Source organism: Amphritea pacifica, from assembly GCF_016924145.1.
GTDB classification, from domain to species: domain Bacteria; phylum Pseudomonadota; class Gammaproteobacteria; order Pseudomonadales; family Balneatricaceae; genus Amphritea; species Amphritea pacifica.
On record NZ_JAFFZO010000034.1, the window covers coordinates 789 to 25,311 of the forward strand.

At 50.3% G+C, this 24,523-nt stretch carries 17 protein-coding genes; 11 read left to right on the top strand and 6 right to left on the bottom strand.

The annotated features are described in order from the left end of the window. Positions 1 to 852: 852 nt before the first annotated feature. Positions 853 to 1,332 carry a DUF2489 domain-containing protein gene (locus JW499_RS17455; RefSeq protein WP_205211789.1) on the top strand — a complete coding sequence of 160 codons (480 nt, stop codon included), beginning with the start codon at positions 853 to 855 and terminating at the stop codon, positions 1,330 to 1,332. Positions 1,333 to 1,339: 7 nt separating this feature from the next. After that, positions 1,340 to 1,714, top strand: coding sequence for a hypothetical protein (locus JW499_RS17460; protein WP_205211790.1), 375 nt, complete (start codon positions 1,340 to 1,342; stop codon positions 1,712 to 1,714). Here JW499_RS17460 and JW499_RS17465 read toward each other — a convergent pair. The 6 genes from JW499_RS17465 to JW499_RS17490 all read right to left on the bottom strand — a co-directional run bounded on the left by JW499_RS17465 (position 1,711) and on the right by JW499_RS17490 (position 12,084). After that, positions 1,711 to 4,407 carry an ATP-binding protein gene (locus tag JW499_RS17465; RefSeq protein WP_205211791.1) on the bottom strand — a complete coding sequence of 899 codons (2,697 nt, stop codon included), beginning with the start codon at positions 4,405 to 4,407 and terminating at the stop codon, positions 1,711 to 1,713. The genes JW499_RS17460 and JW499_RS17465 overlap by 4 nt on opposite strands. Further along, positions 4,404 to 5,366, bottom strand: coding sequence for an ABC transporter substrate-binding protein (locus JW499_RS17470; RefSeq protein WP_205211792.1), 963 nt, complete (start codon positions 5,364 to 5,366; stop codon positions 4,404 to 4,406). Before JW499_RS17470 ends, JW499_RS17465 begins: the two co-directional genes overlap by 4 nt. A gap of 19 nt (positions 5,367 to 5,385) precedes the next feature. Beyond that, a complete protein-coding gene (locus tag JW499_RS17475; protein ID WP_205211793.1) occupies positions 5,386 to 7,503 on the bottom strand; it encodes a TonB-dependent receptor plug domain-containing protein in 2,118 nt (705 codons plus the stop codon). 374 nt (positions 7,504 to 7,877) lie between these two features. Next, on the bottom strand, positions 7,878 to 9,017 hold the full coding sequence (locus JW499_RS17480) for a methyltransferase (RefSeq protein ID WP_205211794.1): 1,140 nt from the start codon (positions 9,015 to 9,017) through the stop codon (positions 7,878 to 7,880). Between the two features lie 43 nt (positions 9,018 to 9,060). Further along, positions 9,061 to 9,675, bottom strand: a complete 615-nt coding sequence (locus JW499_RS17485) for a LysE family translocator (protein WP_205211795.1) — start codon at positions 9,673 to 9,675, stop codon at positions 9,061 to 9,063. A gap of 63 nt (positions 9,676 to 9,738) precedes the next feature. Beyond that, complete coding sequence (locus tag JW499_RS17490) at positions 9,739 to 12,084, bottom strand: transporter substrate-binding domain-containing diguanylate cyclase (protein WP_205211796.1); 2,346 nt, start codon at positions 12,082 to 12,084, stop codon at positions 9,739 to 9,741. A 313-nt stretch (positions 12,085 to 12,397) separates the two neighbouring features. Here JW499_RS17490 and JW499_RS17495 point away from each other — a divergent pair, with 313 nt between their 5' ends. From JW499_RS17495 to JW499_RS17535, 9 genes are all read left to right on the top strand, one after another. After that, positions 12,398 to 13,255, top strand: coding sequence for a putative selenate ABC transporter substrate-binding protein (locus tag JW499_RS17495; RefSeq protein WP_205211797.1), 858 nt, complete (start codon positions 12,398 to 12,400; stop codon positions 13,253 to 13,255). Next, the gene (locus JW499_RS17500; RefSeq protein WP_205211798.1) at positions 13,255 to 13,905 is read left to right on the top strand and encodes an ATP-binding cassette domain-containing protein; all 651 of its coding nucleotides are present in this window, start codon (positions 13,255 to 13,257) and stop codon (positions 13,903 to 13,905) included. The genes JW499_RS17495 and JW499_RS17500 overlap by 1 nt, the downstream gene beginning before the upstream one ends. Further along, the gene (locus JW499_RS17505; RefSeq protein ID WP_205211799.1) at positions 13,892 to 15,373 is read left to right on the top strand and encodes a PhnE/PtxC family ABC transporter permease; all 1,482 of its coding nucleotides are present in this window, start codon (positions 13,892 to 13,894) and stop codon (positions 15,371 to 15,373) included. The genes JW499_RS17500 and JW499_RS17505 overlap by 14 nt, the downstream gene beginning before the upstream one ends. Before the next feature lie 241 nt (positions 15,374 to 15,614). Continuing rightward, positions 15,615 to 17,465, top strand: a complete 1,851-nt coding sequence (locus JW499_RS17510; RefSeq protein WP_205211800.1) for a diguanylate cyclase — start codon at positions 15,615 to 15,617, stop codon at positions 17,463 to 17,465. A 262-nt stretch (positions 17,466 to 17,727) separates the two neighbouring features. Further along, positions 17,728 to 18,879 carry a diaminopimelate epimerase gene (locus tag JW499_RS17515; protein ID WP_205211801.1) on the top strand — a complete coding sequence of 384 codons (1,152 nt, stop codon included), beginning with the start codon at positions 17,728 to 17,730 and terminating at the stop codon, positions 18,877 to 18,879. Then, positions 18,876 to 20,543, top strand: a complete 1,668-nt coding sequence (locus JW499_RS17520) for an MFS transporter (RefSeq protein ID WP_205211802.1) — start codon at positions 18,876 to 18,878, stop codon at positions 20,541 to 20,543. The genes JW499_RS17515 and JW499_RS17520 overlap by 4 nt, the downstream gene beginning before the upstream one ends. Beyond that, positions 20,536 to 22,101 (top strand): hypothetical protein, encoded by a 1,566-nt coding sequence (locus JW499_RS17525; RefSeq protein WP_205211803.1) that lies wholly within the window; start codon positions 20,536 to 20,538, stop codon positions 22,099 to 22,101. The genes JW499_RS17520 and JW499_RS17525 overlap by 8 nt, the downstream gene beginning before the upstream one ends. A gap of 72 nt (positions 22,102 to 22,173) precedes the next feature. Continuing rightward, the gene (locus tag JW499_RS17530; protein ID WP_205211804.1) at positions 22,174 to 23,331 is read left to right on the top strand and encodes an ABC transporter substrate-binding protein; all 1,158 of its coding nucleotides are present in this window, start codon (positions 22,174 to 22,176) and stop codon (positions 23,329 to 23,331) included. A gap of 56 nt (positions 23,332 to 23,387) precedes the next feature. Next, entirely contained in the window at positions 23,388 to 24,521 is a 1,134-nt protein-coding gene (locus JW499_RS17535) for an ABC transporter substrate-binding protein (protein WP_205211805.1), read from the top strand. Positions 24,522 to 24,523 lie beyond the last annotated feature (2 nt).

Genomic DNA, 24,523 nt, shown 5'->3' on the forward strand with positions numbered 1-24,523 from the left:
CGAGTGCTTATCGCCCCTGGAAGGGGCTCCTACAGGAAGGGGGTACTCGCATGCAAAGGCATTGGTTTAAACTATTGCCGCGAGGTACCCAAAGGGCATACCAGCGCGTCTCCCACAATCACAATCCCGCAGGGTAGGTGGTTTTGTAGGAGCTGCTTCCAGCCGCGAGTGCTTATCGCCCCTGGAAGGGGCTCCTACAGGAAGGGGGTACTCGCATGCAAAGGCATTGGTTTAAACTATTGCCGCGAGGTACCCAAAGGGCATACCAGCGCGTCTCCCACAATCACAATCCCACAAGGTAGGTGGTTTTGTAGGAGCTGCTTCCAGCAGCGATTGTTTATCGCCCCTGGAAGGGGCTCCTAAAGGAAGGGGGGGGTACTCGCATGCAAAGGCATTGGTTTAAACTATTGCCGCGAGGTACCCAAAGGGCATACCAGCGCGCCTCCCACAATCACAACCCCACAAGGTAGGTGGTTTTGTAGGAGCTGCTTCCAGCAGCGATTGTTTATCGCCCCTGGAAGGGGCTCCTACAGGAAGGGGGGTACTCGCATGCAAAGGCATTGGTTTAAACTATTGCCGCGAGGTACCCAAAGGGCATACCAGCGCGCCTCCCACAATCACAACCCCGCAGGGTAGGTGGTTTTGTAGGAGCTGCTTCCAGCAGCGATTGTTTATCGCCCCTGGAAGGGGCTCTTACACCATATCAAGTGTGGGAGGGACGCCCTCGTTGCGATAGCTTTTTCTGGCAGGAGCCGCAGGCTCCGTTCTGGCAAGTGGCGCAGCCACGTCTAGCGAGCTGCGAAGCAGTGGTCTGGCGACTGCTTTTATGACAGCTTTTAATGTAGGTATTTTATGTCTGAAACAACGCTGTATATTTTAATCTCGGTAAATCTGTTTATCGTGGTGGCTCTGGTGTATTACATTCTGCGGTTAGTAAAGCAGCAGAAACAGAAGCGGATGGAAGCTGAAAACAAATTAAAGAAGATAGCCGCAGAGGTCAGGGATAATCGATTGCATATTATTGAGAGCTTGCAAGTGATTGGCCAGGCTATACTGAATGATGAGATACCGCTTACTGAGGCTTGCATCCGGTGTAAAGTGTTGCTGGATAACTTAGACCCTCAGTTAGCTCAGTCAGAAGCCTATATTGTGTTTAATGAGGTCTTCGAACAGAGTAAGCATATTCCGCGTAAAGAGGCCTGGAAGAAGCTCAAAGGGCCTGAAAAGCTTGAGTATATAGCACACATGGATGTATTGGAGTCTGGCTATAGCGATCAGGTTATCAGCGCTGCTAAATGTTTACTCTCTCAGGACTTCAATCGTTATCATTGAGGTGTAGATGGAGTTCTTCGTTGTTTTTCTGGTGAGTCTTTTCATACTCATGTTGCTGGTTATTGGACTACTTTTTGGTCGTCCACCAACGTACCGGCCTGATAAAGAGTATGTCCTTAAATTGATGCAGGGGGTTGAGGACCGCTCGACAACGGAGCAGGCCTGGAGTTTGTTTGTGCATACTCCTATTACCCATGATGCTGATCTTGAAGAGTTTCGTCGTCGTTGTTATCAGCTGGATCAGGGGGAGGTGGACAACATCGCTTCAGGGCCGGGCTTAAATGGCTATCTCTATGATCTTAAGGGCCGTAACTATGTCAAACAGCAGGCGTCAGAGTTACAGGAGTTTATCCGTAATGCTCCTTTGACGGTCGATTTCTAATCAAGGTATTGTTGGTGCATTATCAGTCGCCGTAAACGGGTCAGGGTCTCCCATACCTGTCTGGTGTCGCCGGCTTTCGCAGCATCGTTTAACGCTATACTACAGTGTTCCAGCTCTGGTAGCTCAAACAGTCCGGCAAGCCCGATAAGCTGATGGCTGTGATCCCGTATACCTCTGTTGTTGTTATCATTAAAAGCCTGCTGTAACCCTTCTATCTGTGTTATCAGTTCTTGATGAAGATCCTCTTTGCTCATCTGATACTTGTGCAGGTTCGTACTCGCCACTGGTTCGCTTTGCGAGGGAGTGTCTGCATTATGGTTCTGATTCTCCTTTTCGCAGAGCATCTTCAGCAGTTTGATCAGGCGCGTGTCATTGATCGGTTTATATTCGATGCGGGTTACCCCTGCCTGGCGTAGTGCGTGCTCTTCACTTGAGATAACATCGGCGGTTAGCGCTATAATCGGCAGGTCGGGAAAATCTTCACGTACCGAACTGGTTGCTCTGATACCATCTATTCTGGGCATGTGCACGTCCATAATAACAATGTCAGGCTTTATTTCATTGATCCGTTTGATCGCTTGCTCACCGTCCCGTGCTTCGAACACCGTGGCGCCGGTGGACTCAATGATCTTTCGTAATAGTAATCGGTTAAAGTCATTATCTTCAGCAACCAGAATGACCCGGTCAGCTAACAGGCAGTCATCGCTGTGCTCTGTTTTCAGTCGCTGATGATTGACGGGGGCATGCTGTAGCCATTTTTTTAGTATTTCCCGCTGTAAAGGCTTGCTGTTAATTGTGAGGCGAGGGTTATCGATGAGGTGGGAAAACTCATCGGTATTACCCGCAAGGGCGGGCGTCAGTAGCAGGATATTGCCTTTAAAAGAAGCGAATATTGTAGTGATTTTAAGCTTTTGCTGATTGGCTATATCCACATTGGCACTCAGACCGAAGATCAGTCCGGCTAAATGCCCTTCAATACCTGATAGTGTCTTTTCAAGATCCTGGATAGTTGCACAGGTCTGTATATGTGATGCGAGTGGCTGCGCCATATCGCTGAGTGCATGGAGGCTTTCGGGGTGCCTGTCAAAGATGATCACTCTGGTTGCAGAAGGTTCAACTTCAGAAGCAGGCAGTAACTTATGGTCTGTTTTGACGGTAAAACTGCAACAGATCTCCGTTCCAACTCCCACTTTACTGGAAAGCTTAACATTTCCCTGCATCAGCTGTACCAGCTTTTGTACAATAACAAGTCCCAGTCCGCTACCGCCAAAACGGCGTGTTATCGATGAATCAGCCTGAGCGAAAGCATTGAAAAGGAGTGTCTGTTGCTCCTCAGAGATACCGATACCGGTATCTTTGACGCACAGCTGTAACTGTTTTACTCCATGGGCTTCTTTCAGGGTTCGCAGTGTAACCAGGATCTGCCCTGTATCGGTAAACTTTATGGCATTGCTGATAAGGTTTGTTGCGATCTGACGCAGTCGGGTTGGATCGCCTAACACATCAGCATAGGCCGTTTCATCAACCTGATAGGACAACTCAAGTCCTTTAGCCGCTGCGCTTTGGGACTGCATCTCAATCGCTTCAAAAATGACCTGTTCTGGATTGCACTGTATACGCTCCAGTTTTATAGCGTCGGATTGTAGCTTGGCAAAATCCAGTATGTCATCGATGATCGATAGCAGCATATTGGAGGTCTGGTTGATAATCCGGCAATGTTCCTGTTGTTCAAAGCTCAGGTCTGTCTGGCGCAGAATATTGGTGAAGCCCAGAATAGAGGTCAGTGGCGTTCTTAGCTCATGACTCATGCGTGCGAGAAACTGATCTTTAGCCATATTGGCCTGATCTGCCCGCTGACGGGCCTTTTGCAGGGCAATATTCTGGTTTTCAAGGTGGTGAAGGGTTTTGCGTAAACGTTCAGTGGCTTTTTCTACCTGGCTTTCCAGAATCTGATTTGAGCTCTGCACTTGCTCACCCAGGAGGTTAACCCCTTTCTCCAGAGAGCCTAGTTCAGCATAAGACTGGATATCTACCCTGGCGTCGAGATGTCCTTCTTCAAGCCTTTTGACCACGGCTGTCAGGCTGATAATCGGTTTTGTCAGTGTTTCTGCAAATCGTGCTGCAATGATAAATGTGCAGACCAGCCCGCCCAGCAGAATCAACAGACTATTGGTAATAATCTGGTTTTCACGGCTATGCATGGGTTGGGTCGACATGGCAACCACGACCCAGCCGAGAAGTTCCCTCTCGGCCAGAGTAGAGCTGGTCTCGGGGGAATCGCCAACGATGATTCCCTGGGTGGTTACGGGTGTGGTGAATAGCCAGACAGAAGCATCGGTCTGATAGCTGGGCTGTGGCTGTAGATTGGGTTTCAGGTGGAAATCGTTGGAGCGGTATAGCACTCTCTGATCGCGATTAATAAAGATGACATCGGCAACATCGGCTTCCTGTATAGGCCCCTGACTGAGTGCTGATAACTGATGGGTCAGTTCTGATATCAAACCAAACTCAGACGCCTGAGCCAGCAGGCGTGACATGGTTTCCCCCCGCTCAATCAGGGCAGACTTATTATCTGCTATACGGGTTGAGATAAAATAGCCTGCTAAAATCAGCGTCATGGCGACCAAGGGGATCAGCGCTATCAGTAATACCTGCTGGCGAATCCCGTAACGGTTTTTCCGGTCCTTTGTCACTGGGCTTCTGCCTCCATAATCTGTTGCTGGAGTTGTTCCGCTGTTTGTATTGACAGGTTTAACTGTCTGGCAATTCGTGGATTAGTGATCACTTTGAAATAGGGGCTGAAGGACGGCGGCGGTAGCGTGCCCCCGGCAATCAGATGTAGTTGTTCAGCGGTGAACCGGCCGATATCCTCCGGGGTGGTGATACATGCGGCGATAGCTCCCGCCTTAACGTAGTTTTGCGAGAAGGCAAGCAAGGGTACCCGGTTGCGTAGAGACATATATAACAACCATTTAGCGGTGGTTTTATTGAATGTGCTCTGGTCTGGAATGACGAGAAAAAGATCAGAGCTCTCCATGATTGGCTGGATACGCTGAATAGGGTTGTCTTCAAGGCTCAGTGTTTGATAGTTAAGGCTGAGCCCCATGCTGGCTGCCGCGTCTTTAAGTTGTGGCAGCATATACAGCGAGTCAGGCCCAAGGGTGAACCCCAGGCTTTTTAGTTCCGGCTTTATATGCGAGGCGAGTCTGAGCTGACGTTGCAGCGGCTGATCCAGATAGATAGCGGTTATGCTGACTTTTCTCTGTTTCATCTCAGCAGCGTATTTCTGTGATAACTGCTGGAATCGCTGACTGGGGATGAAGGTGCTAACGATGGTGCTGTTTTGCTGGGCGAACTGCATGGCAAATTCAGTCGCCTGGCTGCCGACTGTGATGAGCAACTGATAAGCGGCGAGGTGGGCTGTGGCATTCTCCGTCAGGTGTTCCGGATACGATGTATCCATGCGGATGGTTGGGCCCTGGCTGATGATTGTCGATGCAACACTCTGATAGGCAGGGTTATCGCTGCTGAGTAACAGCAGCGAGTCAGCCGCCCTCACATTACCGCAGGCAAGCACAAGAGCTATCAGTAAACAGACGATCTGACAGTTGTGAAAGGTGCTTGTGACTACTTCCTGTGTCGCGTTCGGCATAATCCGTTTTGACAGAAAATCAGAAACTTAGCTGGGCTTGTAAGTAGGTTCGTTGTTCAAACATATTCTCAGCATAAAACTCAGAATAGGGTTTATCCAGTAAGTTCTGCACAATCAGCGCAATACTTAGCTCATTTTGAGGAGAGAGTCTGAATCCCTTAGAAATTTTCAGATCGGTCCGGTGGTAGGGGGCGTTAGGAGGATCAGTATCCTTGACCGCCTCCTGCCAGCGAACAGAGCTGAGATAATAGTGGCTCATGCTTAGCTGAAGGTTGTCAGGTAAGGTGATGCTGGCCAGGAGTGAAGCCGTGTGCATAGGGTTACGGGTTTCCAGCCTGTCGAAAACGTCAGTCGCGCTTCTATTCTGATTGCCATCGTTTCTATAACCGTTGCTATCAATATAGCCATAATTGAAAACGAACAGTGGTTTCAGGTCGCCCTCGGACTGATATTTATACTGCAACTCAATGCCCTGATTACTCCAGTGCGCGCGGTTCATAAATGTACGATACAGCTGGTCTGGGTCATAGGGCGCTGAGGATAACATCGCGGGATCCAGGAACTGGTAACTGGGCGTAATCCCCCCTTTGATCTCCTCATAAAAGATGCGGGTGTCCAACTGTGAGTGGATTTCAGGCCAGTTGATCATCACTCCAAGATCAATAGAGTCGAGTCGCTCAGCTGAGAGTTCCTGATTAACTAGGAAGTCATATTCGTAGACTTCCCCGAAAGCGCCTGTGTAGGGGGCAGGCACATAAATAATATTTTCAAAGTTAGCTTCCAACAGTGAGGGCATCCGGTAAGCCCGGCTGAGAGATGTTCTGAATGTACTCAGGGGGGAAAGCTGGTAGTTGGCTGCGATACGGGGAGATAGTCGGGTGCCACTGCCCGATACATGTTCCAGCAGTGCCCCGGTATTGAGGGTCCAGTCTGTAAATCCAGAGTACTCCCAGTTGGTGAATATGCGGCTGCTTTCTTCGCTGACCCACTCATTTGTACCCAGTAATTGTCGATTTTTGGCTTTTTCAGCACGAAAGGCTATACCCGTGATTACTTTTGAGTCGTAAGAAGGGTGTTGCTGCAGCGTTATTTCAACGTCATGCTGCTCTATTTTGCCAGTTTCAGCGGTGATTAGCAGCGGAGCATTGGTGTCAAGAAACTCCTGAGCTATGTTGACCGGGAGGCCGGTTAACTGAGATGCCTCCGTTGCGGTTAACAATCTGGCGCTCAGATTGTTGACTGCGTGAGCATAGCTCAACTTTAGTTCGTCTGAATTACTCAGTAAGTGCGACCAGGTGAGATGCTGAGAGTTGGTATCAAATTCCCGGCGTTTGAAACCCCAGCCGGGGCTTGGCTTTATATCGCCTACAGAGCTATAGCCTTCAGAGTATCCGAGATCAATTGAAATGGTGTCCAGCAGAGTTGGTGACAGGGTGCCTTCAAAACTGAAGTAGCGCTTAAAATAGGGATCCTGGGCGTCGTAAGTGAAGTCGTATCCATCATTACTTAATACGCCGGTAGCAACCCGGTAATGCCCGTATGCTGTCTTTTGATTGTGCTCCGCCTGAACATTTTGAGTATCGAACTCCCCCTGGGTATAGCGAATAAAATCTGCCCGTTCACTGAGAGGCGTGTGGGTAATAATATTGATAGCACCGAGAAAAGCGTTTGAGCCCTGGGTGACAGTATTGGTTCCCCTGATCACTTCTATACGCTCTACATCTGCGATTGTGATGGGCAGGGTCTCCCAACTGACTGTGGAGAACAGCGGAAGGTATATGGACTGGCCGTTAACCATAACCTCCATTCGGGGAGGGAACTTATCACTCATACCGTGATAAGCCACTGCAGATGCGTTAGTGGCGATATGGTATGACTGCATACCGGGTACCAGTCTGAATAGCTCTGGAATAGTGGTGGCGCTGGAGGCCTCTATCATTCGTTGATCAATAATCGTGATAGAAACGGGTGCATCACTGAGTGTCTGAGGCAGGCGTGTGGCTGAAAAAGTAACGGGAATATCATTCAGATAATCCAGTTCAGACAGTTCGCTCTGATCGGCACATAATGCAGAAGTGGGAGACAAGATGACTACAGACAGTGTAGCGACAAACCTGCGTATATTTACAAATGACATGGTTGTGGTTTTAACCTGCAATTGGGTTTGATCAGATCCGTGTACCCACCCAAATAACAATAACACCCATCAATATTGCTTCGATAATAAAACCATTGTGTTCGATTATCCATTGCATACTCAAAACCTACGACATGTTTACCTGTTCCTGATAAACAAATGGCGAGAAAGATCAGGGAAAATAAAGGCTACGAATATACCTGATATCACCATTTCGGTCGATTCTGATTCCGATAAATATTCCAGGAAAATGTAAACATCTGTTTGAAAAACGGTGTGTTTTCCCGCTAATCTCGGCAAAACCGTTAACTTGCTATTACGGTTTTATCCTGTGATTGACACTCATCGGTCCGGATGTGACAACAGGCCCATGGTCAGCGTTTGATTGCTTTCAGAATAACAAACTTAGTATTGCTGGCGATGGTTGAACAGTTACCGAAAAGCTTTTTCAGCTTAGCGTGGTAGTTAAGATGACGGTTGCCTATCACCCAGAGTTCGCCGCCTGATTTAAGAATCGTTTTGGCTTCGGTGAACATCTGCCAGGCGATAAAGTCTCCGATAGCGTTCTGTTGGTGAAAGGGAGGGTTGTTGAGGATCAGATCACTGCTATCTGAGGGTATACCTTTCAGACAGTCGGTTACCTCGAACTGCGCTTCTCTGTCAGGAAATGCCTGGCTGAAATTTTCCCTGGCAGACGCTACTGCCATATAGGATTCATCAACAAAGTGGAGGGTCGCTTGCGGATTGGCCGCTGCCGCCATCAGACCGACAATACCATTACCGCAGCCAAGATCGATGACCTGTTGAAAACGGCTATCAGTGGGGAGGTTTTCGATCAAAAAACGGGTGCCAATATCCAATTTTTCCCGTGAAAATACGTTGGCATGGTTGAGAATCTGATACTCAGTGTTTGCCAGTCTGTATGATCGCGGATAGCTGTTTTCAGGCGGAATCAGTTCTGGATCGAGGCGGGCAAAAATCAGTCTGGCTTTTTTGCGTGCCAGAGAAGTTTTCGTCTGACCGATGATCGTTGCAAAAAGTTGCAGAGTCGATGTGTGAATCCCCTTTGTCATACCTGCAGCGATAATTCGACTGTTTTGCGTGATATAGGGACGGATGCGATGCAACTGGTCTTCCAGTTGTGCCAGGCTTTTAGTGACCTTTAACAGCACTATATCGTAAGGCTTATCTGCCTGACCGTAAGCCATCAGTGAGTGCCTGAATTCGACTGCATCCAGGTCAAGCTGGTTCTGGTTGAGATTTAGTTGCATCCCTTGCTGGGCAATAAATGAGTCACTCACCGATACGGTGTCATAACCTGAGAGGGCGCAGGCCAGCGCGCCGAAACTATCATTCACAATCAGTATGTGGCAGTTACTGTGTAGCAGCTGTTCATCATTCAGGTAGTTCAGCAGATACTCATCTGCTGCGTCCCAGGCGCGCAGCGTCTCCTGTTGTCGGACCGGAAAGCGGGACAGTTTAAAATTCCCCTGAGGGGCTGCAAGGGTTTCCATCGTAATTCTGTAACCTGAAAAGTGGGAAGCTGATTATAAAGCATCAGCTGCGTGAAACCAGATAAACGCCGGCCCCCATCATAATGCCCCCGGCACATTGGTTCAGTCGCTTGGTTGCCGTAGGGGATTGTAATCGTTTACTGGCCCAGTGAGCGCAGAGCGCGATCAGCATCAGCCCCAGCATCAGGGCTACCAGTGTCAGTCCTGCCGCCAGGGCAATGTCCCTGCTGTCGAGTGAAGACAGGTCCATAAAGGTGGGCAGGAAGGCGATATAAAACAGTATCACTTTGGGGTTGGAAGCCGAGATAAGAAAGCCCTGCATAAACTCCATCGATGAGCGTCTGGCGATGGATGTGGCTGCGGGGTCAATACTGGGTTTGCTGGTAAATAGTTTGAAGCCCAGCCAGATAAGGTAAGCTGCACCAATCCAACGGATCAGAGTGAACAGGCCGCCCCAGTGCGCGGCGATAGTGGCCAGTCCCAGGCAGGCAAGGGTCAGGTAGATAATGTCGCTGCAGGTCATCCCCAGTGCCAGCATAAAACAGCGTCGGGAGCCTTCTACCATCGCTTTGGCCAGGATAGCAAACACGCCGGGGCCGGGAGTGATGCCAAAGATAAATATAGCGATAAAAAAGGTGATAGCGCTTTCGAAAGACATGAGTGTTTCCTCGGTATGAACGGGGATTAGTTTACTCTTTCGCCTGCTTTAAGACTATTGTTATCAATGGTTTTCCTGCAGCTCTGCAACGGTTTTCCTTTGATTCCCCTGGGCCTTGCAAACCCGGTTTTTACCTGAAGACTTGGCCCGGTAAAGAGCCTGATCTGCCCGGTCAATAACACTGTTAATGGTGTCCCCCGGTTCGAACTGTGTAACACCAAAGCTGCCGGTGATCTGCGTGGACGGAGAGAATGTGAAATCATGTTTCTCTATCGCCAGACGTAGTTTTTCAGCGCTGGATTGCGCATCTTTCAGCGTTGATTCAGGCAGAACAATCAGAAACTCCTCTCCTCCCCAACGGCCATAATGATCACTCAACCGACAATTACTGTGTAATATATCGGCGACCACTTTAAGTACCCGGTCTCCTTCATTATGGCCAAACCGGTCATTAATCTCTTTAAAGTTATCCAGATCGAAAAACACGATCGAAAACGGGCGTTTATAACGCCTGGATATCTCAATACTGTCGGTGAGCGCATCGTTGAGCATGCGCCGGTTATACAGACCGGTAAGCTGATCATGGCGGGCGATTTCGCGCAGTTGCTGGTTGTGCATATGGATCAGCCGGTAGCGATAAATAAGAAACAGAAGCACAATGCTGATGATGGAAACAAACCGCCAGAGCAGCGAGTAATCGGTTTCATGTTCAAAGGTTATTCTGATCCAGCGGTTGCGTATCTCATCTCGCTCCGCTGGGGTAATTGAGTTGATCGCCTTGTTGATGATCGAGAGTAACGGCGTGTCCTGATAGGTGCGGTTGATTGCAACGCTGATATCCCAGGTGTCTCTCACCTGGTCGATCACTTTTATCCCGGATAACTGGCGTTGGCTGATAGCAGAGCTGAGTCCATCGGGGGTATTCAGCAAGGCAAAGACCTCACCGCTCTGAATTCGCTTAAGGCCATCGGTAACCGAGGCAACCGGCACGATATTGGCGTCTGGAATACGTCCGCGAATAATCTCAATAAAGGCTGATTCTTCGATGATCGCTACCGGATGGCTGAAGATCTCCTGTAGCGGCATATCTGCTGGCGTATCCGATCTCACCGCCAGTACCGCTGGCATGCTCAGGTAGGGGTGAGAGAATTGCATGTATTGCGCCCGGTTCGGAGTTTGCATCGCCCCGGCGATAATGTCGCATTTCGCTGCTTTCATGGCGGCAATTGACTGGCTCCATACCTGAGAGGTGATGGTTTCAAACTGGAGACCGGTGCGCTCACTTATCAGCTGCAGATAATCAGGGATAACCCCTTCGTAACGGTTGAATGTCAACTGACTATAGGGCTCCCAAAGAGGATCGCCACAGACTTTAAACGTTGGATTGTTAGCCAGAAACTGTTGTTCTCGATGGTTCAGTGACAGCCGGTTATTATCTTTCGGCTGGTAGATAAAGTTGCCAATGGTGTAATCGGATGGGATTAAGTTAAAGAGCAGATAGAGCTGTGAGATTGCGTTAAGCTTCTCTTCACTAATTGATCCGAATCTGCCCTCCTGATCAAATGCCAGGGTTGCCAACTGTTCTCCTTCATAGACCAGAGCTTCTTTTGAACGATTCTGGCTGTTGTATTCTGCGAGAATCAGATCTGCGGTTTCCTCAATATGACTGAAAGCGTAGCGCCAGCCTTCAATGGTTGCCTGTCGGAAGGCTTCAACCAATTCAGGTTTCTCATGCAATAGAGTGTCTGAGGTGAACAGCAGATCCGAGTACATACTGAAACCGAATTTTTCCGGCCGGATCATGGTGTAGCCGACCCCTTTTTTCATTAGCTGAAAGGGTTCATTGGACAGGTAGGACGCCATCGCGTCGGTATTTCCGTCGATCAGATCGTTGATGTCAAAACTATGATTCTGACGTTCAAAATCAGCTTCAGTGATGCCGGACTGGTGTAGCATTGCCAGCAGCTCAACCTGTTTCTTTGCATCACTGGTCATCATGATGCGTTTGCCTCTGAGGTCGGCTGGTTTTGAGATTCCAGACGCTGTGGTGGTCAGCAACATCAGCGGGGAGCTTTGAAAGGTGGCCAGCAGGGCGGTAATTCTGGCTCCGTTGATACGTTGCGCCAGAATAGTTGAGCGGCCCAGAGCAAAATCCCGTTTGCCACTGAGCACTGTGGCGACCGGATCTTCATCATTTTCAAACTCATGAATTGAAACATCGAGGCCCGCCCGTTGGTAAAACCCTTTGTGTTTCGCCACATAGTATCCGGCAAACTGGAACTGGTGTTTCCAGATAAGCTGCAGACTGACAGGGGTCAGATTATCGGTATTACTTTCCGAACCATGACTGATACTGGCCAGCAGTGATAACAGCAAGAGTGAAAGCAGTTTTAACGCATGAAGCAGCATATAGTATATCCGGCGCAGGTGTTCAGGCCCTGATACAGCGAGGGGAGCTACTGAAGATCAGGTGAATATTAACGCAGTCTGATCCAAACTCGTATCCGTTTTCCCAGGCTAATTATTTGTCACAGGGTGGTAAGCCTCCTTTCAGCATAGACCGGGAGCCATTATTTTATGTTTTAAAAAAGTAAAGTTTATTAAACAGGTGTTTGTATTTTTCATTGATTTTCTATCTGCATTGCTTAAACAAGCTGCATTATCATGGGGGAGTGTGCGAAAATAGCCGCCTTAACTTTACTGATTATTCAGGAATGAAAAAATGCTCAGAATATTGATCCGTGGATTGTTTTTAATGCTATTAGCGGGCGCTGTTAATGCGGCCCCGGTCTTCGTTTTTACTGCCATTCCTGATCAGGATGAAACTCAGCTGAAGCAGCGGTTTCAGAAAGTGGCTGATTATCTGCAACAGGAACTGAAAACTGAGGTGCGGTTTATTCCGGTTAAATCATATGCCGCTTCGATAACCGCGTTCAGAAATAATCAGGTGCAACTCGCCTGGTTTGGAGGGTTGTCCGGTGTACAGGCCCGGGAGTTGGTGCCAGGGTCTCGTGCTGTGGCTCAGGGGGTTGAAGATCCCGAGTTTAAATCGTTTTTTATTGCCAACACCAGCACCGGTATCAGCCCGTCTGATCATCTGCCGGAATCTCTGCGGGGGCTGACCTTTACCTTCGGTTCAAAAGGCTCTACATCCGGTCGCCTGATGCCTGAATACAACCTGCGGGAGCAGTTTGGAATCGGCCCTGATGAGCTGTTCAGCCGGGTCGGTTTCAGTGGTAACCACTCGCGCACGATTGCGCTGGTCGAATCCGGAGCCTATCAGGTGGGTGCCCTGAACTATAAAGTCTGGGAAACGGCTGTGGCTGAAGGCAAAGTGGATACCTCTAAGGTACAGGTTATCTGGGAAACCCCCACCTACCCTGATTATCAGTGGAGCGTGCGCGGTGATCTGGATGCTGTCTATGGTGACGGTTTTACCGCCCGGCTGGAAAAAGCGCTGTTGGAGATGAATGATCCTGAACTGCTGAACAGCTTCCCCCGTTCAGGCTTTATTCCCGCATCGAATGATGATTTCGAGCCGGTACGTAAGGTGGCCAGGCAGGTGGGTTTGCTGGATTAATGTCCCTGCTGGCGATACAAAGCGATGCGCTGGGCTACGGTGATCAGCGGGTTTTGGGCCCTGTCAGCCTGGATATCCGGGCTGGCGAGCATCTGATTCTGCTGGGTAAAAGTGGTTGTGGTAAGTCGACCCTGCTAAATCATATTTATAGCGAAAACCGTCGCGAATGCGCCCTGATCCCTCAGGGCCTGGGGTTGGTTGAGTGTCTGAGCGTGTTTCATAATGTTTATATGGGACGTTTACCGCGCTACACCGTGTTGCACAATATTCGCAACCTGATCCGCCCTGCTCAGGCACGGGTGGCTGAAATACTGCCACTGCTGGAGCGGCTGGGGTTGGCCGCTAAGTGCTTCTCGCAGGTGGCGGACCTGTCGGGAGGTCAGCAGCAACGTGTCGCCGTCGCCCGGGCGCTTTTTCAGGATGCCCCGGTGTTGCTGGCAGACGAGCCGGTATCTGCATTAGACGGACCGGAAGCGGATCGGGTGATGTCTCTGCTTGGCCAGAACTTCGCCACCGCAGTGATTACTCTGCATGATGTTGACCGGGCATTACGCTATGGTCAGCGGATTATTGCCATTCAGAATGGTGAACTTGTCCTTGATCAGCCATCCGGGCGTTTGACTGCAAGTGCGCTGAATGAATTCTACTAAGCCCTTGTCGCTGCCTCGCTACCGCTGGCCTGGAGGTGTCCGGACCGGGGTGTGGTTTTTACTGGTTGCGCTGCTCTGTTTGCCCTTCGCTGATCTGGATGTTTCCAGTCTGGACCCCTGGCGTGAGATAGGCCGGATGCTGCAGGGCGTTATCTCTCCACAGCTGATGGATCCCGTTCTGGTGACCGAAGCTTTGCTGGCAACGCTGGCTTTCGCCTTCGCCGGTGTGGCGCTGGCCGTGATCTGTGGTTTTCTGTTAGCACTGATGTTTCATAATCTCCTGGTCCGTGCTATCTGTGCGTTAATCCGTTCGATTCATGAACTGTTCTGGGCGCTGATCTTTTTGCAGTTTTTTGGACTGCATCCGTTAACCGGTTTGCTGGCAATCGCAGTTCCCTATTGCGGAATTTTTGCCCGTATGTATGCCGAAATTTTTGATCAGGTGGCAACCCAGCCGGAAAAAGCGCTACCCGTGGGCAGTGGCTTTTTCAGTGCGCTTCTCTATACCCGGTTGCCGCAAGCCTGGCCCCATCTGGTCAGCTATACCTCCTATCGCCTTGAATGCGGCATCCGCAGCAGTGCGATTTTAGGATTTGTCGGTCTGCCAACCCTTGGATATTATCTGGAATCCTCTTTCTCGCAGGGGTACTACTCCGAAGTTGCGGGGCTGATGATTCTCTTTTACCTGTTAATCGCGACGAAAAAACTGTGGCTCAGACGCTGGACGCTGCCGCTTTTTTTGCTGGGGTCTCCTTTTTTTATGGGCTCGGGGATGCCGATTATCTGGGGTAATGTCGGGCGTTTCTTTTCTCAGGATATTATCCCGGCCCCGTTGCGCAGTGGTGATGCATCTCTGCACTCTCTGGTGGACTGGGCAGGCACTATTGTAATGGATCAGGCGCTGCCAGGGGTGTGGAATACACTGCTCTTGTCACAGATAGCACTGGTGGTGACGGGCCTGTTTGCGCTGTTGTTTTTTCCCCTGATCAATCGTTATTGCTTTGATACAGTGGGGCGGATTCCCGGCCATATTTTTCTGGTGGTTGCCCGTTCTACGCCTGAATATCTGCTGGCTTATATTCTGTTGCAGTTACTGGGACCTTCGATGTTACCGGCAGTGATTGCACTGGCGATTCATAATGGTGCCCTGATCGGCTATCTGACCGGGCGTAATAGCAATGAAATACGGCTCAGACCCGATGCGCCAGAGAGACGCACAGACCGCTATTTTTATGAGTTGCTGCCCCGCAGTTATCCGGCATTTTTATCCTTTATGCTCTATCGCTGGGAAGTGATTATGCGGGAGACCGCTATTCTGGGTATTCTGGGTATTCAGACGATCGGTTTTTTTGTCGACAGCGCGATTCAGGAGATCCGCTTCGATGTGGCTCTGTTACTGATTCTGATTGCGGCGATGATGAACATCCTGGTTGATCTGCTGGCACGCCGGATTCAGCTGCATCCCTGATTTTACCTCTCATTTTGTTGGCTTAAAGCTGCACAAACCTGATCAGACGCTATGATGAGAGACAGGCTTATCGTTACCATGCTAAATCGCAGCGAGTACCCAACGTGGAGAGAGACGTTGTGCCAGTTATGTCAGAGCAGCTTGCAAATGCTCCAGGCTTTAGTGCTAAGGGGCTGTTAAACCGAAGAGGCGCACCGTTCGACTGTGGTGCAGCCGTCTCAATGAGGGGGCTACCCACTGTATGCCGCTTGTCGGGGCGTTGCGAATGAACCTGCTGACCAAAATCCTGTTCTGGATGTTTCCGGTTGCACTACCGGTGATGGGATTTACCTGGAGCTATTATCATGTGCAACTGGATGCGAGTGCCGAACAGATTGGCAATATAAGTTCTCTGGCATCAACTTCAGGTGCTCAGCGGCTTAACGACTTTCTCCGTTTAAGAGTCAGTGAGTTCGAGCTTCTGGGCAGCAGTATTAACAGCTGCGATAACGTGGGCAACACTGATAATTTTGTCTTGTCAGTGCGCAATGTGCTGCAACAGAGTCAGGGTTTTTCGGCGCTGATCATTGCCGATGAAAAGGGCAAAGTGGATATTAGCCTGACAGCCCGTGCCAGCAGCTCTCAATCCGAGCTGCCACACTCTCTGCAGGGGAGCTGGCTATTTGATGCCTGGCACTTTGAGCATATAGACGCATTATTTCAACGCTGGCGGGATGACTTACCTGAACTACAACGACAAAAGAACGAACTGTTTATGCAGGCGCTGGAGATGGAGCGCAGAGGCGACGCCAACTCTGTTGATTACCGCCGTTTGCAGAACCGAATATTCAGGCTGACCTCGCATATCGCCCGGCCTCCGATACATATCGACTATGCCGGGGGGCGGGAAGCCGCGCTTCTGGGGTTGTTGTTTGAGAGGGATACATTCCTCTTTACTCAGCCACTACTCTCCTGTGATGGGAATCTAAAAGGTTATGTAACGGCTTTTCTGGACCGCAGTAAGATCGATGACATCCTTAATGACCTGCGCAACAGTCTGGCAGACCGGGGGATCCACTCTGTGGATGTTGTGCTGCTGAGAAACAATCCTCTGCGTTTTGAATCAGATTATCGCTATCTGAGTGTCGCAGCGTTACAAGAATCGGGTCTGCCATCAGGGGCATTCAGGCATCAGTTTGATGGTTTTGTGGCATCAGCTCCCGTTGCCGATGAACAGGTGCTCAATCAACTGATGGAGCAGGTGAGTACAACCACACTGAATGTGTCCGCTGCTGAGTATCAGAACGCTATCAACCAGTTATCATCGTTATCTCTGTTGGTGTTTATCGCCGATCACGGCTGGCGGGAAGGGGGGAAGAAGCTGCTGCTGGAAGCGTCTACATGGCTGTTGGTGAGTATGTTTCTGCTCTTTGTTCTGGTCTTTATGCTGGCGCAGAACATTGTCGCCCCGGTTGTCAGACTGAAACAGTCGGTGGATAAAGTTGAGGCGGGAGATCTTTCGGTAAAAGCTGAGGTGAGTTCATCTGATGAAATAGGTCAGTTGGCCAGCGCCTTCAATCGTATGACCAATGCTCTGCAACGCAGTGAAGACAAACTCACCCGTCTGGCCCGGGAGGATGCTCTGACCGGGCTCATGAACCGCCGGGCCTTGAATGAGGAAGCGATCAAAGAGCGTCACCGGGCGCAACGGTTAAACACCACAATAGCGATTGCCATGATCGATCTGGATCATTTCAAGGAGATCAATGATCGCTATGGTCATGCTGCCGGAGACTGGGTGCTGAAAGAGTTTGCCCGAATCATGCAGGGGGTATTGCGAAAAACCGATCTGTTTAGTCGTATTGGCGGAGAGGAGTTTGTATTGCTTCTGCCCGATACCGATCTTTCGACAGCTCACAAACTGGTTGAGACCCTGCTGATCTCTGTGCAGCAGAGTCAGATCGCACTTGAAAATGGCGCAGTGGTGCAACTGACGTTCAGTGCGGGTGTGGTCACCTGGCCAGAAGACTGTGGCATTGATGAGGTGCTTCACCAGGCCGATGAAAAACTCTATCAGGCTAAGCTAACCGGTCGAAATCAAGTGGTTAGCTGAGCACTCTGGCCCGTAATGGGTATCCTATTATTTGATTTCTTAAGCGGGCAAGTGATAGATTGCTGCTCAAAGAATAATTTAAACACGTGTTTGGTTTCTATTATCTGAGAATTAACCCTGGCAGAGCATATGCGATACTATACCAACCTTTGGTTGTCGGCAGCAGACAGGTCAGGGGGATTTACAGGCAATTATCCTGACCAGTCTGATATAGCCTGGCTATGGATATGAAGTACCTAACCCATACCCCCGGAAACCTGATATGAACTTAGTTCCGTTTGTGAAGTACACATCATGCGGTAACAACTTTGTCATTGTTGATGCGACGGAGCACTCATGGCTCACGGAAGCTGAGATGTCCAGGTTTGCCTTTCAGGCGACTAATACCAGCTTCGGTATAGGGTGTGACAACCTGCTGGTTATCCAGCGTTGCAATGCGGCAACACTGGAATCGATCGCGGTCGCAAGGCGCTATTGGCACACGCTGCCGAATGCTGACCAGGCAGAATATCTGTTTCGTATGTTTGAGCCAGATGGCGAAGAAGCTCTTTGCTGTGGCAACGGCTTAATGTGTGTTGCCAGCCATCTTTTCAATCAACATGGTGTGTCATCCACTTCGATTATGACGGAAGTGCCATTGCAGACCCCAAAAGTGATTCAGATCGGTGCCGGTGATGATCCGCAGGGGGGCTGGGTTAACCTTGGGCATCCTCGCCGAACGCCTGTTGAACTGGCGGGGTCAAAGCATTCAACCCCTTTGACCGCGACGATCGACTTTTACCCCCAGATGACCATCAGGTTCCGCGAAGGAGACCTGCGTGGTTTTAGCCACGCAACGCAATTGACAATCAGAGCGCATCTTGTGTTTACCGGTGAGCCTCATCTGGTGATCTTTCCGGACCGGGACTTCTCTCTGCCCGAACTGGCGGACTGTATCTTCGGTAGCACTAACCCGGGAGGGACTAAAGAGCGTCGTGAGAACTTTGGTACCTGGCTGGTAGAGCATATCGGGCAGTATTTTAATCAACGCTATAGCTCTACTTTTCCGGTCGGGATCAACGTTAACCTGGCACGACAACAGAGTGACACAGTGATTGAGAACCGATGTTTTGAACGGGGGATTAACAGGGAAACACTTGCCTGTGGTACCGGGGCCCTGGCGGTAGCCTATATCCATCATCATATCTGCCAGCCTGATCTGGTCGAGATCGATATTTTACCGCATCGCTGTCGCTGGCATGATAAAGAAGCCCGGATCCGGATCCATCGTACTGATTGTGGCTGGTCCCTGGCGAGTGCTCCGGTCATGCTGTTTGATGGTGTTTACCGGTTGTTGCCCGATAATCATCGGGTGGTGGGTAAGCTTTCCCCTTCACTGGATGAGTCAGTTGAGCTTAAAAGGCTGATAACATGACGGCACAATCAGGTCACGGACAACGGTTCAGGGCATTGCTGTGGGGCGGTTTGCAGCTCTACGCTGTTCTCCTGTTAGCCGCTTTACTGCTGTGTGCTGCCTATCAGCGGGCAGGGTTTGGCGTAGATTTAAGTGAGATCGTTCTCTGGGGGGCGACTGCTGCCTCCACCTCATTGTTATTGCTGTTGTGCGTGCTGGGTTTGCTAAACCGTAGTGGCGCGTTAACAGGTAAAGCGATGAGCCGGATGATGATGGGGCTTACTGGTGCCGCTCTTGGGTTGCTTTGTTGGCAACATTTCTGGTTGGGGAATAAGCATTTGAGCCTGTTTGATCTGGCCACTGTACTCCTGATTGCCTGTCTGGTATCGCTGGAGCTGGCTGTGTTGCAGCAGAGCCGCTGTCGCCAGAGGCGGATTGAACCTGAACGTTACAAACAGATGCGCCCGGCTATTTTTCTGTTTCTGTTTGGGATCGATCTGTCGATGGCGTTTATCCCACTGCATATGGAAACTTTACCCCGGAGTTTTAGCGGTTTTAGTCCGGATCTGTTAATCGGCTTGCCGATATCAGTTGAGTTTCTCTGTGTCGGCGTGGCAATCCTTTGCTGCGGTGTCTGGTTAGACCGAAGCGGCTGGAAGCCCCCCTTCTATACCGGCCTGGTGCTGACAGGGCTGGGATGCTTTTACTCCTGGCTGGCTCCGGATGCGGTGCAGTTTATTCTCTCCCGCGGGGTGCTTGGGTTGGGTTATGGCCTGACGCTGCTGGCATCGCAAAGTTATGTGATCCGGAACACGGATAGCAGTAATAAATCCAGAGGGCTGGCGCATCTGTTTGCCGGGCTGTATTCGGGCAGTATATGCGGTGCGGCAACCGGAGCGGTGCTGGCGGAGCAGTTTGGCTATGGTCCGGTATTCCTGACAGGTGCGGTTATCGTCTTCAGCGTAATCGTCTATGGCTGGGTTACGTTTGGGGAAACACCTGAACCGGTGACAAGCATACAAGAGGCACATCCCGATCCTCAAAAGCCACGGCTGATCGGCGGTTTTCTGACCTTTCTGGGAGACCGGCAGGTGTTCGCGGCGGTGCTCTTCAGCAGTATGCCGGCATCTATTGCTGTGGTGGGTTTTCTGAACTACTTTAGCCCCCTCTATCTGAATCGTGCGGGGGTTAATGACGCCGCTATTGGTCAGGTTCTGATGTTGTTTGGTGTGATTCTGGCGCTGTTTGGGCCAGCGATTGGCCGCTTTGCCGATCTGAGCGAATCAAAGCGGACGCCGATCATTCTGGGCTGTATGCTGGGTGGGTTTGCTTTTCTGGTTTTCGCTATATTTGACGGCGTTATCGCTGTTACCCTGGCAATTCTGTTGCTGGGGTTATCCAACTGTCTGGTGCTTTCTGCCCAGAGCGCTTTTGTCCTGAAACAACCTGTGACTGCGCAGTATGGGGAAGGAAAAGCGATGGGAATATTCCGTTCCAGTAGTCGGGTTGGCCAGATGCTGGGGCCGGTACTCTTTGCCGCTATTATCGCGATGACTGATATTGAGTCCGGAGTGATGCTGTTTGGCCTAGCGTATTTGATGACAGCGATACTGTTTGCTTTGCTCACCTGGGCTCCAACGCGTGTTGAAGCGGCCTCCCAGGTTAAGGCTGTTGCCAATGACTAGTGAAGAGATCGGCGCCGGTATGGCTGAGCAGTTGCTCGGCGCTGTGCGCAATCGGGTTCCGGTGGTTGATCGGGTGTTGCGGCTATCGGGTGGCAGCCCCCTGTCCGAATATCTTCAGCAGGTTTGTCAGTTCAGTCAGCAGAGCTATCAGCCACGCTCTGACATAGCGGATGTGATTTACGAATATGTAGCACCTTTGCTGGGTGAGAAGATAGCAGAGCGGACCGCAGCAGATTTTCTCCAGCATCCGGTTGCGTTGACGGCAAATCACCATGGTGTTGATTTTTTTGCCCAGTCCGTTCAGGGCAGTTTGTTGTTTGGGCTGGCAAAACGGCAGATTGAAGGGGTTACAACTCTCCCGGTTTTTTCCTGTGCCAATATTCCATTGGATAATCTCACCTATCCCCGGGGGGCTCTTCTGTATGCCTGCAACCGGGATGCCGGGAGCTGGCCGTTGCGACTTCCTGCTTTCTCCAATAAATATAGGCGTCAGTTGGTGGCCCGGGTTAAAGGGCTGGACAGGCCGATGTTGCAGCAACTGGTTAAACGTGTCCATGATTTGATGGGACATGGGATTGATGCTGCTCTGCTTGAAACGTTGCTCGAGCTGATTGAAACAGAGTATCTGTCTGAGGATGTCTTGTCGCAGCAGGGGTATGCTGCCCAATCTGTGATCTTAAACCAACGGATCTGGAGTCGACTCTTTTGTTCCTCTGCTAGTATGCCAGATCTGGTTACGATTGAGCTTGAAAAACTGGCAGAGGGATTGTTTCTTAAAGACCTTCACAGCGAAGCCAGTCTGGTTGCACAATTATTTACTGATCCGCTGATAACGGCTGTCTGTAAACGGCTGGACTCGGTGCCTGGTTGTTGGAATCAGGCTCTTTTAGAACAACGTTGGTCCCATAGGGGTGAGCTTGAACAGCTGCAAACATCGGGTTGCGGAACCTTCTGTTTCTGGGGGATTGATAAGCGTTTTCGCCGCATTCCACTGATGCTGACAGAGATCTCAGGTGGATTACAACTCTGTGGTTGCGATGATAATGGAGAGGAGTATTACTTTTGCTTCGAGCCTGCTGCACTTTCTCAAGCGATTCGTGATGGTCGGCTTTTACCATCGGTGTTCGGCTGCTTTCTTGTTATAGCACTGGCGCGGGGGGTGACCTGCCTGGGAGGGTATTATCAGGGAGACTACCTGCCACAAATACAGGCAGGTGTTGTTGAGGTATTGCAGCAGAATAATTTACCGGAACTGGCTGCGGTGATTCATGACAGTGTCACCGATGGCTATCTTTCGGGTATGCAAACGATCATGGTGGAGCAGGGAGAGTTTTTGCTGCCGGCCGGATTACTTGAGATACTGGCCAGCGGCAGCATAAGTGTTGCAGAGTTTGAGGTGATTCTGAAAATGTCTCTGCGAGACGCGCACTCAGCTTCGCTGACCGAAACCGTTGCTGATGTAATGCCTGGGGTATTACAGGTGGAAAACCGATTAACGCAGCTTTTAAGGTCTCAGCGAGAGCAGCTGTCTGAGAAAATTACTATAAGGCATCTTTAATTGATGCAGGCCTGTTTAAAACAGGCGTATAAAAGAGTGTAATGTTTCTGTAGTCCTAGTTAGGAGAGAATAATGCGATCTGTTAAACGCCTGTTGATGCTGATGATCTGGATGTTGGCTGTGCCTTTAACCCAGGCGGGCTCGCTGACAGATAATAGTGAGTTTTCTACTGCTCCGGTAATGAATCATGGTGAGCGCTGGCGTATTGGTTATTTTGAAGGCGGTGAGTATGTTGATTATCAGAAAGTACTCATTGAAACGATCAAAGGACTAATGCAGCTCGGCTGGATTGAAAAAGCTGAAATCCCAGATCAGCAGGGTGAACAAACAGAACAGCTCTGGCAATGGCTGCAACAGGGCATACACAGTGAATATATTGAGTTTGTGCCCGATGCGCATTATACCGCGAAGTGGGACGAAACAGTGCGTAGTCAGCTAACTGAGACGATCATCACCCGGCTGAACCAGAATGATCTTGATCTGATGATTGCGATGGGTACCTGGGCGGGGAAATCGCTCGCTAACAATCGCCATCATACTCCCACCATGGTGTTGTCTGCCAGCGACCCCATCTCCACCGGTATTATTAAGAGCGTATATGATTCTGGATATGATCACGTACACGCTACGGTTGATCCTAACCGTTATGAGCGTCAGGTGCGGGTCTTTCACGATATTGTGGACTTTAAAAAGCTGGGAGTTGCTTATGAAGATACAGAGAACGGCCGCAGTTACGCTGCACTAGATGTAATCGAAAAGCAAAGCCGGCAGCGGGGCTTCAAAATAGTCAGCTGTCATACCCTGAGTGACATTAGTGACACCGCACGGGCAGAAGCCAGCGTCATTGATTGTTTTCGCAAACTGGCTCCTCAGGTCGACGCTATCTATGTGACGGTTCAGGGAGGGGTTACCGCTAATAGCATCGTTCAACTGGTGAAAATTGCGAATGAAAACCGGGTACCCACATTTTCTCAGTCCGGATCGGATGAGGTTCGCAAAGGTTTGTTGCTGAGTCTGTCTCAGGCCGGTTTTCGCTATATCGGTGAGTTTCATGCCTCCACATTTGCCAAGGTATTTAATGGTGCAGAGCCTAACCAGCTAACCCAGTTGTTTGAAGAACCTCCCCGCATGGCGGTCAATCTTAAAACGGCTGAAATTGTTGGCTTTAATCCCCCTTTACTGTTGTTGGGTGCCGCGGATGAGGTGTATCGGGATATTCCTTCAGAATAAAACCAGAATAAAAAATAAGGACATATGCGCGAGTGATACTTATAAAATCAGGGAAAATGAGACTGCTGACATGGCTGGTGGGGATGCTTTTGTTGTTATCAACGGGGTGGCTTCAGGGGGCTGAAGCAGACACCTCGCCTGTGTTGAATCATGGGCAGAAGTGGCGGGTAGCGTATTATCAGGGGGGGGAATACTATGATTACTATCAATACCTGAAAGCCACTGCCGAGGGACTGATGGCGCGGGGTTGGGTGACCCCCCAGAAGGTTCCTGAGCAGTTGACAACCGCCCGGGCGCTGTGGCGCTGGTTAACTGAGAGTGCTCACAGTGATTACCTCGAATTTCTGCCAGATGGCTTTTACAGCGCAGGCTGGGATCGGAATACCCGTGCTGAACTGCGGGAAGGGGTCATTGCCCGGTTGCAGCAAACGGGGGAGATCAGTCTGCTGATTGCGATGGGAACCTGGGCCGGAATCGATATGGCGGTTGATCGCCATACAGTACCGACGATGGTGATCTCCGTAAATAACCCCCGCAATCTAGGCTTGATCCGGGATTCGCAGAACTATCAGCATATCTATGTCACTGAAGACCCTCAGCGTTATGAGCGTCAGCTGACCCTGTTTCATGACTTGATCCGATTTAAAACCCTGGGGGTTGCCTATGAAGACAGTGTTGAGGGGCGCAGTTATGCGTCTATCGATACGGTTCAACGACTCGCGAAAGAGCGTGGTTTCCAGGTGGTCAGTTGCTATACCCAGAGTGATGTGGCCGACCAGTCGCTGGCCGATAGATCCGTGATTAACTGTTTCCGGGAGTTGGTGCAGAAAGTCGATGCCATCTACGTGACCGCTCAGGGAGGCGTCAATCATAACACCATCCCGGAGCTGGTCGAGATAGCCAATCATCACCGTATTCCAACTTTCTCACAGTATGGGCAGGATCAGGTGAAACAGGGTTATCTGATGAGTCTGTCTCAGTCGCAAGGGTATCCGGAAGAGGGGCGGGCCCTGGCTGATGTGGCAGTAGGTATTTTTAAGGGAAGCGTACCAGCGTCATTGGCTCATCGCTCTGCAGAAGCAAACCGAATCACCCTGAATCTGAAAACGGCTGAGCAGATAGGACTTTATCTTAATGCAGATCTGCTGGCTGCAGCGGATCAGCTGTATTGGCAGATAGAACAACCCTGAGT